General features: G+C 40.0%; 15 protein-coding genes. 12 read left to right on the top strand and 3 right to left on the bottom strand.

All coding sequences use genetic code 11. The features are described 5' to 3' along the window. Window positions 1-117: 117 nt before the first annotated feature. Together IQ242_RS06850 and IQ242_RS06845 are read right to left on the bottom strand one after the other, a co-directional pair. The gene (locus IQ242_RS06850; RefSeq protein WP_002735384.1) at window positions 118-294 is read right to left on the bottom strand and encodes a hypothetical protein; all 177 of its coding nucleotides are present in this window, start codon (window positions 292-294) and stop codon (window positions 118-120) included. 64 nt (window positions 295-358) lie between these two features. Continuing rightward, a complete protein-coding gene (locus IQ242_RS06845; RefSeq protein ID WP_193959457.1) occupies window positions 359-1,891 on the bottom strand; it encodes an NHLP bacteriocin system secretion protein in 1,533 nt (510 codons plus the stop codon). 598 nt (window positions 1,892-2,489) lie between these two features. Here IQ242_RS06845 and IQ242_RS06840 point away from each other — a divergent pair. The 12 genes from IQ242_RS06840 (at window position 2,490) to IQ242_RS06785 (ending at window position 11,611) form a co-directional block, all read left to right on the top strand. Continuing rightward, window positions 2,490-3,050 carry a DUF3782 domain-containing protein gene (locus IQ242_RS06840; protein ID WP_193959456.1) on the top strand — a complete coding sequence of 187 codons (561 nt, stop codon included), beginning with the start codon at window positions 2,490-2,492 and terminating at the stop codon, window positions 3,048-3,050. A 362-nt stretch (window positions 3,051-3,412) separates the two neighbouring features. After that, window positions 3,413-4,015: a DUF3782 domain-containing protein gene (locus IQ242_RS06835; protein ID WP_193959455.1), complete on the top strand. Its 603-nt coding sequence runs from the start codon at window positions 3,413-3,415 to the stop codon at window positions 4,013-4,015. Beyond that, window positions 3,984-4,622: a hypothetical protein gene (locus IQ242_RS06830; protein ID WP_228020858.1), complete on the top strand. Its 639-nt coding sequence runs from the start codon at window positions 3,984-3,986 to the stop codon at window positions 4,620-4,622. Before IQ242_RS06835 ends, IQ242_RS06830 begins: the two co-directional genes overlap by 32 nt. 57 nt (window positions 4,623-4,679) lie before the next feature. Next, window positions 4,680-5,069 carry a hypothetical protein gene (locus tag IQ242_RS06825; RefSeq protein ID WP_193959454.1) on the top strand — a complete coding sequence of 130 codons (390 nt, stop codon included), beginning with the start codon at window positions 4,680-4,682 and terminating at the stop codon, window positions 5,067-5,069. A 3-nt stretch (window positions 5,070-5,072) separates the two neighbouring features. Continuing rightward, entirely contained in the window at window positions 5,073-9,224 is a 4,152-nt protein-coding gene (locus tag IQ242_RS06820) for a tetratricopeptide repeat protein (RefSeq protein WP_193959453.1), read from the top strand. Between the two features lie 72 nt (window positions 9,225-9,296). After that, complete coding sequence (locus tag IQ242_RS06815; protein ID WP_002736659.1) at window positions 9,297-9,518, top strand: hypothetical protein; 222 nt, start codon at window positions 9,297-9,299, stop codon at window positions 9,516-9,518. Then, window positions 9,496-9,753, top strand: coding sequence for a hypothetical protein (locus IQ242_RS06810; protein ID WP_052276904.1), 258 nt, complete (start codon window positions 9,496-9,498; stop codon window positions 9,751-9,753). Before IQ242_RS06815 ends, IQ242_RS06810 begins: the two co-directional genes overlap by 23 nt. A 16-nt stretch (window positions 9,754-9,769) precedes the next feature. Next, window positions 9,770-10,207 carry a tetratricopeptide repeat protein gene (locus IQ242_RS06805; RefSeq protein WP_193959452.1) on the top strand — a complete coding sequence of 146 codons (438 nt, stop codon included), beginning with the start codon at window positions 9,770-9,772 and terminating at the stop codon, window positions 10,205-10,207. 79 nt (window positions 10,208-10,286) lie between these two features. Then, window positions 10,287-10,529 carry a DUF433 domain-containing protein gene (locus IQ242_RS06800; RefSeq protein ID WP_002744173.1) on the top strand — a complete coding sequence of 81 codons (243 nt, stop codon included), beginning with the start codon at window positions 10,287-10,289 and terminating at the stop codon, window positions 10,527-10,529. Next, window positions 10,526-10,894 carry a DUF5615 family PIN-like protein gene (locus IQ242_RS06795; RefSeq protein ID WP_002744172.1) on the top strand — a complete coding sequence of 123 codons (369 nt, stop codon included), beginning with the start codon at window positions 10,526-10,528 and terminating at the stop codon, window positions 10,892-10,894. Before IQ242_RS06800 ends, IQ242_RS06795 begins: the two co-directional genes overlap by 4 nt. 221 nt (window positions 10,895-11,115) lie before the next feature. Next, window positions 11,116-11,379: a hypothetical protein gene (locus IQ242_RS06790; RefSeq protein WP_193959451.1), complete on the top strand. Its 264-nt coding sequence runs from the start codon at window positions 11,116-11,118 to the stop codon at window positions 11,377-11,379. A gap of 1 nt (window position 11,380) precedes the next feature. Next, a complete protein-coding gene (locus IQ242_RS06785) occupies window positions 11,381-11,611 on the top strand; it encodes an HNH endonuclease (RefSeq protein ID WP_228020857.1) in 231 nt (76 codons plus the stop codon). A gap of 116 nt (window positions 11,612-11,727) precedes the next feature. Here IQ242_RS06785 and IQ242_RS06780 read toward each other — a convergent pair. Beyond that, on the bottom strand, window positions 11,728-11,908 hold a 181-nt coding region (locus tag IQ242_RS06780; RefSeq protein WP_193959450.1), incomplete at its 5' end, for a DUF2062 domain-containing protein.

The raw sequence follows: 11,908 nt of genomic DNA, 5'->3' as shown, positions 1-11,908 counted from the left end.
GGACTAAGGGGGGATCGGCACCCCCCTTATCAAGGGGGGCAGGGGGGATCGAACCTAAAATCCATTTTTAATTTAATCATAACCAGCTACTTATATCCTTTTTCGGCTTACTCATTGTTACCCATTAATCGCTCGCTCAATCCCATATAAAATCAGTGCCAAAAACGTCACCAACCAAAACCAAAGCTGAGGAGGCTCACTATGGATCAGGATTACTAAGACAAACGCTGCGGCGATAATCCACCACTTAAACCACCAAGTCCACCATTGAGAACGTCTTTTCGGATTTTCCATATTAGGTTTAACCGTTTATTCTAGTCGTTGTTTCTTTCAGCTACTTACGCTCGCAAGATTGTGGTTAACGGTCGTACACCCCTGTAATCCAGCGAAAAGCAGGGGTTATGTAACTCACTAAAGAACGCTCTTCTACCACAGCATGGACATCTGCGGTAGTCCCGTTGGTAATTCTTTGGGGCGCTCCCTTGGCTTGAGTCCAGTAAAAACCACTGGGTGTATTGCGATCAACCTTCAGCGCTAAAGTGGCTTTGATAACACTTGCATTGACGGGTATAGGCTTATCGCGATCGTCTTCATCTCTACCCAGAAACAGCTTGCTGGCGAGTTCATTACTTCCGACTATATTTGCCAGTTCTGCCACAGTTACCGGCTGCTGATCGACGGAAACGACCTTAGCGACGATACCCCCATAGCGTTCGCGATCATAGAGATCGGGAACGACTTCTACTTCCTGGCCTGGTTCTAATCGTTTGGCATCACCACTCTTAAACAATGCCACCACGTTGGTCTTGGCCTTTAGATTGGAGACTTCTAATGTACCTATGCGCCCCCCCGGAGCTAGGACTTCCCCCGGATTCACAGATAAGTCTAAAATCTGGCCGTTGTACAGACTCACTACATTTTTGTTGGCTTGAATGGTGGTTTTTAACGTATTAATCTCTCGTTGCTGGTCAGCGATCGCATTGTAACGAAGAATATCACTGGCTGTATCTTGCAGGTCTATTTGCCGTTTTTCTGTGTTTAGTATATTATTCTGGGCCGTCAATGCGTTCATCTGCGCTCGCAGGCTTTCATCAACCCCCTTCAGGCGATCGAGTTCTATTTGGACGCGATTGATACTATTAGAAGCCTCTAGATTATTGAACTGAAACAAATAGGAGGGAAAATCTAGCTTGGCGACAGCCCCCTCTTCGATAAGTTTATCGTAGGCGGCTAGTCTTTCATCCGTTGAGTTCTGGAAATTTTTAAGGTATCGAGCATGGGAGAGATAAGCCTCTCGCTGTTTTTGATTACTGGATAATTGAACTTGAAGTGCTTTAATCTGAAGCTGATTCGCCTTTTGCTGGCGATCTATTGAGGCTGCATTCAATTGGCGACGACTCACTTCAATAGAGTCAACTCTTTTATCCTGCTGCTTGAGATCTGCTAGTCTATCCTTTTTATCCTTTAATTCTGTTTCTAACTCAGGAAACTCTAAAGTTGCCAGTAATTGACCTTTTTTGACAGAATCTCCCGGTTGAATCAGGAGGGTTAACACCCGCCCACCTTGACGGGGTTCGATATTAACAATAGAACGAGGAATCAAAATGACCGCTCGTCCTTGAATAGGAGTCGGAATCTTACCAACTATCGCCCAATAACTCAGTCCTCCGAGCAAAAGACCCACCGGCATTAAGCGCAGGATTATCTCCCCTAATCTTCCTGTTGGCTCCGAATATTTAAACGTTTTTTCTGAATCAATTTTAGGATCAATTCCCGTTTTTATTTGATTATCATTCTGATGTTCTATCCTAGCCTGCGTTGTTTTCTTCGCACCCATATCTGGCTGCTGATGATTCTGATCAGACGTAGATTCGGCTTGATTTTTTGCCATTGTACTGAAATGAGTAAAAATCACTTAATTTGTAACATTATAAACATTCAGAGGATATTACTTTAGACTAGAAAAATCCTCTGAAAAAATCGCTCAAGCTATTTTTGAGATAGGATGACTAGGGTACCTCGAAAGACTTACCGAAGGCTCAAACCCTTAAAATTTCCTGTAAGAAACCTAATAAAGTAGTACGCTTGATGTGAGCTAAAACAACTTAGTAGGCAGCAATAATCAGAACCCACCACTCCGACTAAAAAGATAGTCTATCGAACTGGCTTACACCATTCCAGCTTCTAACTTACATAAGGCGTATGGTTTTATTGTAACCGTTCAGGGGGGGGATGTCAAGCCGCCAGTGGCATTGACTCCGTGGAAGGACTCTCCGGGGGCAGCACAGAGAGGGATACTACTATTTCACATTAGCCGCTCTTTTCTAAGTCTTTTTAGATTATCAGATTTTGTCCCCCCCTGAACTAGGGTTGATTCATTGTAGGGTTGATTCATGAATCAACCCTACCCCCTGAACGGTTACTTCAAGGGAGAAAAAGCGATCAGACTATAATAGAGAAAATTTCACTTTAACTTGAAAAAATTCATTATGACAGCCACTATTGAAGAGATTCGGGCAATACTAAAGCAATTAGCTCAATCCCAACAAGAGTTATCCCAAGCTCAAAAAGAAACAGATAAACAAATCAAGGAAACAGATAAGCAAATTAACAGAGTTAGTAAGCAGATTGGGGAGTTGGGCAATCGTTTAGGAGAGTTTGTCGAGTGGCAAGTACGTCCTGCGGTGGTGCGTCTGTTTCAGGAGCGGGGTATTGATGTGCATGAGTTTCACCCCGGCATTTCGGTAAAACGGGATAATGAGGGTTTAGAGATTGATCTATTGGTAGTGAATGATACGGATGCCATTTTAGTGGAGGTCAAAAGTAAGTTAACTCAAAGGGATGTGGATGAGCATTTACAACGTTTGGCCAAGTTTAAGCGGTTAATGCCTCGTTTTCGAGATGTAAAGGCCTTGGGAGCAGTGGCAGCGATGATTGTTCCCAATGAGGTGGCGAGTTACGCTTGTCGTCAGGGTTTATTTGTGTTGGTGCAGTCAGGGGAGAATGTAATAATTTTGAATGATGCAGAGTTTACGCCCCAGGTTTGGTAGGTTTAGCTTTTTCTCGAAATCTTCTAGGTTCTGTGTGATTAGTTTAACTTACATAAGTAGGTAGGCGTTAAAAGTTGTCAGATCCCCCCGCCTATCGGCACCCCCCTTATCAAGGGGGGCAGGGGGGATCGAACCTAAAATCCATTTTTAATTTAATTATAACCAGCTACATAGGATCGATCTTTGTGTCCTTTGTGTCTTCGTGGTTCCTTCCACTCCCTTGCTAGGAGAAATATATCTTGGAATACATTTTACCCACCAAATCCAAGAGAGCCGATTCCATTCCTGCCAATAATCAACGCTAAAATTATACTAAATCCCTTGAGTATCGGCTACATCACTTTAACTTGAGAAAATTCATTATGACAGCTACTATTGAAGACATTCGGGAAATACTAAAGGAATTGGCCCAATCCCAACAAGAGTTATCCCAATCCCAACAAGAGTTATCCCAAGCTCAAAAAGAGTTATCCCAAGCTCAAAAAGAAACAGATAAGCAAATCAAGGAAACAGATAAGCAAATTAACAGAGTTAGTAAGCAGATTGGGGAGTTGGGCAATCGTTTAGGAGAGTTTGTCGAGTGGCAAGTACGTCCTGCGGTGGTGCGTCTGTTTCAGGAGCGGGGCATTGATGTGCATGAGTTTCACCCCGGCATTTCGGTAAAACGGGATAATGAGGGTTTAGAGATTGATCTATTAGTAGTAAATGATACCGATGCCATTTTAGTGGAGGTCAAAAGTAAGTTAACTCAAAGGGATGTGGATGAGCATTTACAACGTTTGGCGAAGTTTAAGCGGTTAATGCCGCGTTTTCGAGATGTAAAGGCTTTGGGAGCGGTAGCAGCGATGATTGTTCCCAATGAGGTGGCGAGTTACGCTTGTCGTCAGGGTTTATTTGTGTTGGTGCAGTCAGGGGAAAATGTAATAATTTTAAATGATGCGGAGTTTACGCCCCGGGTTTGGTAGGTTTAGCTTTCGTTCCACCCCCTCGCGAGGAGAAATTTATCTTAGAATACATTTTACCCACCAAATCCAAGAGAGCCATGAGAGTGGAGAGATTGAAAATTTAGAGATTTTATTTTTCTCCAAACGTTTAGAGTCTCAAACCCAATTTGAATTACTATTAGAGGAAAATTTAAAAATGACTGAGCCATTAACAGCAGGTTTACTGATCACCTTAGCAGTACAAGAGTTTGTGAAGTCTGGGACGGGGGATTTAGCGAAACGGTTTACGGCTGAAGCTTTGGCTAAGATTCCTGTTTTATGGGAAAAAATCAAAACTCGCTTAATAGGAAAATCTACTAGAGTTGATGAAGCATTGGCTAAGGTTGAGAGGGGTGATAGTACAGCCGTTGAAACCTTGACTAAAAATTTGGATGTGATTTTGGATGAAGATCCTGCTTTTGCGAAAGAGTTAAAAGTTTTAGCGCAGACAATCCAAGCGGGTAAAATTCAGGATAATAGTAGTATGATTCAAAATATCGCTGATAATGCTAAGGGTTGGCAGACAAAAGTTGAGGGGGGAACTGCCTATATTGGGAGGATTCATCTTGCCAATATAGGCAGCAAATAACAATCGTGACACAGGATCAGAGGGCAAATTTTTTGGATATTATTAGAGGTAGTGTGTATGGATGTCAGGATTTCTTTTGAAGGAGCAACCACCGAGGATGATTCTTATCACCTAAAAAATCTTGCTCGACTAATTGAAGAAGAATGCGACTGTTCTGTAAGTATTGAAACCAGAGAAGCAGAGGTGGGAATCCGAGACGGTGGCTTGGCTATCGGTATAGCAATAGCATCTTTAGTATTAACAGGGATTCAAACCTTGGTTTCAGTTCTTCAATACTGGGAATCTCAACAAAGTCAATATTCTATATCTATCACTGTTGATGCCAATGGACAGCAAAAAAGATTTTTAATGAAAAATTTATCCTTGAAAGAAATTCAATCCTTGCTGTCTGAGATTGATTCTCAACCTCATCACGGAACAGTTAGCGTAAAAATATTAAAACAGTAAACTATGGATACTTCAGAAAAACAGTCACAAAGAATTGCTGTTGCTATTTCTGCTATCAATAAGGGAGAACTAAATGCCGTTATTCCTGATGTTTCGCGGGTTCATGCTTGGTTAACAAATCCTGAGTTGGGAAATTGTCAAAGTAATGGACCAAAACCTTTACATGAGTGTCAAAGCCAGATTGAGTTTTTACAATATTTTTTGCCAAAAATACAAAAATGGAACAACCAAAATCAACTAATTTTTTATTTCTCAGGACACGGAGATATTAGGAGGGAAGAATATTGTTTGAAACTAGGGATAAACGATAGTGATTGGTTTCCTTTTTCTAACTTGACAAATTATTTATCTATTAATAAAGTAAATCGAGCAATTTTAATTCTTGATGCTTGTCATAGTGGGGCTGTAACTAAAGGAATTCGGTCTTTAGAACCATTAGTTTTGGAACTAGAAAAAAGCAATCAAAAACTTTCTAAAGGAATAGTTATTATTGCTTCTTGTCAAGAAACTCAAGTATCCCGTGAAACAAACGAAGGAAACTATGGAATTTTTACAAAATTTTTATGTGAAGGAATAGAGAACGGAATGGACGGCAACAGTAATAAGCCTTATATTTATGTCGGAGATATCGTTAATTATATAAAAGAGAAAATTGAGAGAGATCCCATTTATTCCCAATTTGATCAGCGTCCACAATTTAAAGTAATTAATGCTGCTTCTGATATTTGGATTGCCAAAAACAAACACATCTTGCAAGATAAATCTAAGGAAAATGAGCAATCAAACCGCGTTACTTCTTCTGAAGAATTAAAATTTCTTTATGAACAAATTCATCCAAATAGGCATCCATGCACGGAAGCAAGTCTTGATAAAATCGATTTAGAATTGATTAAAAAGTATGCAAAAAAGATGGAACTATCTGAAGAAGATCAAAATAATTTAGAAAAAATAGTTGATGAACTTAAACTTTATTCTCCTATTTACCATGAGGGAAAACAATATCTACATAAGGCAGCTGTATTATGTTTTCATCAAAACCCTGAAAGAATTTATCCTCAATGTAAATCTACTTTCGTGGACAGAACTAGAGGAAAAACTGCTTTTGAAAGGTATGATATTCATGGATCTTTGATTCATCAAATAGAAAAATTAGTTGAGCGAGTAAAACAAGCAACAAAAAAGATTTCATTTATTAACAAAAAAGGAATGCGACAAGAAATTGACGATATAGATTTGGAGGTGGCACGGGAGATAATTTCTAATGCGATCGCTCATAGGAACTACCAATTAAATAGTCATGTTCAAGTAATTATTACACCAGAAGCTCTTGAAGTAAAAAGCCCTGGTAATTTTCCAGATAATACATCTTGGGAAGAACTTATAAAGGAATCAACACCTGTATCAATTCCAATTGATGCGGCTATTGCTCAATATCTTTCTCAGTTGTCAGGATATGAAGGAATTGGTCAAGGTTTTACTTTATTCAAGCAATATATAGAAAACAATGGTTTAGACAGCCTAACTTTTCAGGAATTATCAGGAAAATATATATGTGTTAGTCTCTTACGTCGAAATGAGTTTAGTAATGAAATTTTGGAAAATAATATCGCCATCCCTACTTATATCGATTTTAACAATGTTATAGGAGATAAAGTTATGGGAGATAAAATTACAGCAAATATCCCTAATAATCTATATCGGGTGCGGACTGGAGCAGTTAATTTTGTGGGGCGTGAGGACGCAATGACACAACTGCACCACCAGTTACAGCAACAAGAAAGAATTGCGATTACCGCCGTCGTGACGGGAATGGGAGGATTAGGTAAGACAGAGTTAGCACTCCAGTATGCCCTACATCATCAGAAAAACTCAACTTATCCCGGCGGTATTTGTTGGATAGGGGTGCAAGCGGAAACGGTGGGGGTACAACTATTAGATTTTGCTAAGTCGCAGTTGGGCTTGTTTCCCCCTGAAGATTTGAATTTGCGGGGGCAATTGGATTATTGTTGGGCGAGATGGCAACCGCCGGGGGATGTGCTGCTAATTTTAGATGATGTGCATCAGTATAAGGAAATTCAAGATTATTTGCCTCCCCAAGAACAACGATTTAAGGTGTTGATTACGACTCGGCAACAGTCGCTGGCAGCATCGTTTGAGCAGTTGCGCTTACCTGTTTTAAGCGAATCAGCCGCCCTTGCTTTACTGGAATCTCTGATTGGTGCGTCGCGTCTGCAAGCTGAATTAGAGGTAGGGAAGGGGCTATGTGCGTGGCTAGGGTATTTACCTTTGGGGTTGGAATTGGTGGGGCGTTTCCTCAAGCAGCGTACTAATTGGACATTGGCGAGGATGCAACAGCAATTAATAGATACCGGTTTACAGTTGTCTGCTTTGCAGAATCCTTCGGCAGATATGACGGCACAAAGAGGGGTAGAGGCAGTTTTTGAGTTGAGTTGGGAGGAGTTGAATCCGCCAGCGCGGCATTTAGGATGTTTCCTCAGTCTCTTTGCTTTGGCTCCTATTCCTTGGCGGTTGGTGGTAGAAAGGTGTTTGTCTGCTGAAGATGAGGATGAGTTGGAAGAGATTAGAGAGGAGCAATTACTCAACCTCAATCTGTTGCAAGCAGTAGAAGGAGAAGTTTATCAGTTTCATCCGTTGGTGCGACAGTTTTTTCAAGCTAAGTTAGCACTGCGAGAGGATGCTGATGAGTTGAAAAGCTCCTTTTGTCGGGGTATGGTTGAGGAGGCAAAGACTATTCCTCAGACTTCCACCAAGGAGCAAGTAGAAGCCGTCGCCTTATCTATTCCCCATCTTGCGGAGTCAGCGACAGCGTTGGAACAATGGCTGGAAGAAGAGGATTTAATCCCGTCTTTGGGAGGATTGGGAAATTTCTATTATGGACAAGGATTGTACGAACAAGCTAAACTTTGGTATCAGCAATGTCTAGAAGTAACTCTCCGCCGCTTGGGAAAAGAACATCCCGATGTAGCTACTTCTCTTAACAATCTAGCATTATTGTACGAATCCCAAGGAAGGTACGCAGAAGCTGAACCCCTCTATTTACAAGCTTTAGGATTGTATAAACGGCTATTAGGTGACAATCATCCCAATGTTGCGACTTCCCTCAATAATTTGGCAAACTTGTACGAATCCGAAGGAAACTACGCAGAAGCTGAACCCCTCTATTTACAAGCAATAGAATTGTGTAAACGACTATTAGGGGAGAGTGATCCCAATGTTGCAACTTCCCTCAACAATTTAGCATTTCTGTACTATTCTCAAGGCAGGTACACAGAAGCGGAACCTCTCTATCTAGAAGCATTAGATTTGAGGAAACGACTATTAGGTGACAATCATCCAGATGTTGCTTCTTCCCTCAACAATTTAGCAGAATTGTACCATTCCCAAGGCAGGTACACAGAAGCGGAACCTCTCCATCTAGAAGCATTAGATTTGAGAAAACGACTCTTAGGAGACAATCATCCCTCTGTGGCAGCTTCCCTCAACAATTTAGCAGCATTGTACCAATCCCAAGGCAGATACACAGAAGCGGAACCTCTCTATCTACAAGCATTAGATTTGAGAAAACGACTCTTAGGAGACAATCATCCGTCTGTGGCAACTTCCCTCAACAATTTAGCAGAATTGTACCAATCCCAAGGCAGATACACAGAAGCGGAACCTCTCTATCTAGAAGCATTAGATTTGGATAAACGACTCTTAGGAGACAATCATCCCGATGTGGCAACTTCCCTCAACAATTTAGCAGAATTGTACCGTTCCCAAGGCAGATACACAGAAGCGGAACCTCTCTATCTACAAGCATTAGATTTGAGAAAACGACTCTTAGGAGACAATCATCCCGATGTGGCAAATTCCCTCAACAATTTAGCAGCATTGTACCAATCCCAAGGCAGGTACACAGAAGCAGAACCTCTCTATCTAGAAGCATTAGATTTGAGAAAACGACTCTTAGGAAACAATCATCCCGATGTGGCACGATCCCTCAACAATTTAGCAAGATTGTACAATTCCCAAGGAAAGTACGAAGAAGCGGAACCCCTCTATTTACAAGCTTTAGCAATTGCCGAGCAAGCGTTAGGGGAGAATCATCCTACTACTGTTAGGATTCGGGAAAACTTAGAGTCGCTCCCGTAGGATGGGCTATTAACCCATCCGATAATACAACAATATAAAATAATAGAATCACCTTCAATCAACCAAACAATCATGACTACACTCAAAGATATTGAATCCGCGATTCTCCAGTTGCCTGACGAAGAAATCCATCAATTATCAGCTTGGTTACAAGACTATCTTGATGATAGTTGGGACAAACAGATAAAAAACGATCTCGAATCAGGGAAACTCGATCGACTATTACAAAAAGTCAACAATGATATCAGTAACAATCAAGTTAAGCCTTTAGATGAAATCCTTAACAACTCCTGATTTTTGGCAATGTTATGCCAACTTACCTCCCTACATTAAGCAACAGGCAAAAAAAGCCTATCGTCTCTGGATTAGTAATGTTTTCCATCGATCATTACATTTCAAGAAAGTAGAGAAAAATGTCTGGTCAGTCCGAATAACTGAGAATTATAGAGCTTTAGCATTGAAAAAAGGTGAAGATTATTACTGGTTTTGGATTGGTTCTCATGATGAGTATGAAGAGTTAATTAAATAGAAGGAGAAAATTAACCATGCTAGATACTAAAGAATTTCGCAATATTATCCACCAAGATTTTACTGAAGTTACCTCACAGGAATTTCTGGCAAATCTAAAAAAATACTGTCCAGAAATTTTTGAAGGCGATAACTATCCCAATGTCACTGAAAATCTTAATAATTTAGCAAAACTCTACCAATCTCAAGGAAGATACGAAGAAGCTGAACCACTCTTAATACAAGCATTAGAATTGAGTCAACGACTCTTAGAAGACAATCATCCTGATGTGACACTTTCCCTCAACAATTTAGCGCATTTGTACTATTTTCAAGGCAGGTACACAGAAGCAGAACCCCTCTATTTACAATCATTAGCAATTGCCGAGCAAGCTTTAGGGGAGAATCATCCTACTACTGTTAAGGTTCGGGAAAGTTTACAAAAGATGCGACAACAGCAACATCCATCGTCTTAACTGTGATTGATGGGATTATGTCAAGTTTTTAGGAAATTAAATCAGTTTATTCTTAATCAAACTTAAACGGAGAAAATTAATGACAACCAACTTATTAAATAATGCTATTACCATAGATAACGAAATTCAACATGGTAAACCAATCTTAACAGGAACCCGAATCCCGATCGCCATTGTTATTGGTTCCCTGGCAGGAGGAATGAGCTATGAAGAAGTCATGGAGGAATATGGAGTTACTCAAGAGCAAATTCTTGCTTCTTTAGCATATTTTTCTGAACTTTTAAATAATGAAATCATTTATCCAATGGAGAAAACCAGTTGAAAATTCGCTTTTTAATTGATGAAGACTGCCCCTTAAGTTTAAGCAACTTGCTAAATTCTAAAGGTTATGACGCTATTCATGTAAAAACCTCTGGACTAAGTGGCACAAAAGACCCTGAGCTATTTCGATTTGCTCAACGAGAACAGCGAATTATTATTAGCCGTGATTTGGGATGGGCTAATATCAAAAATTATCCTCCCAATACCCATTGTGGTCTGATTATTTTACGATTTCCTTTTGAGGCGATAGCGGTAGAAATTAGACAGGTTTTAGAAAATTTTATCAATACCGTAGATATAGAAGAAATTATTGGCTCAACGGTAATTGTGGATAAAAATAAGTTTAGGATCAGAAAATCTGGTTGACAAATTAATAGTGTTCCTAATATAAATTAAACAGCGATCACCACTTTTAAACCTGATAGAAAAACAGCAATTCTTTTACAGTTCATTAAATTGTAATTGCTTTTTCCCTACCCAATAAACCCAACAGAATAAACCCATGAATACAACAACTCATACCATTTTTCTTTATTCGCGTCACAACGAATGAAGGTTTGGCAAGCATTCGAGCGTGGATGTCTGTCATGGATTTAGAAATTTGGTATCAAACCATCAAAGTCTATGACGAAATTATTGAACTAATCGCAGGGGGAACCACCCCCCAATCGGTGATTAACTTTCATCTTTCCGATACGGCTCAAAATCGCCTAGAAGACCTAATTTATAACGCTAAAAATAATGAACTTACCCAAGATGAAAAACAGGAACTCGATGCTTATTTAATGCTAGAACATATTATGACCCTAGCAAAAGCAAAAGCTCACCAATATCTCAATGGAGCTAACTAAAATGGCTCGACCTTACATTAGTGTAGAATTGCTAAAATTAGTTGCTGAACGTGCCGATTTTCTCTGTGAATATTGCTTAATTTCTGCTTCTGATAGGGTATCTGGCTGTCAGGTGGATCATATCATTAGTGTTAAACATGGGGGAGCAACTTCGGCTGATAATTTATGCTACGCCTGTATTTTTTGCAATTTACAAAAAGGTACAGAATTGCTGAATACAACACAATCATAGTATTCATTCAATCATTCAAATAACAGTTTAGACTTATTATGGGATTACCGTAGGTGCTTCTCATCCATGCCCCTTAGATTACCAGATTTTGTCCCCCCCTGAACGGTGACAATTTATCAGCGTTTTCTCCTTGTTTGTCGCCGGTGATGCCATTGACTGAGGAGACGATAACTAACAAAATAAGTGATAATGCCCGCCAACAGACCTGTAATCAAACTACCAAAAAATAGCGTTAATAAAAATTCACCGCTCAAACTTGCCCAATTTTCCGCCCAACTTTGGTTAGAGGCAAAAATA

The organism is Microcystis sp. LEGE 08355 (assembly GCF_015207185.1).
Lineage (GTDB): Bacteria > Cyanobacteriota > Cyanobacteriia > Cyanobacteriales > Microcystaceae > Microcystis > Microcystis panniformis.
Note: the sequence above shows the minus strand (reverse complement) of the source record. Positions and strands in the feature narration are given on the sequence as shown.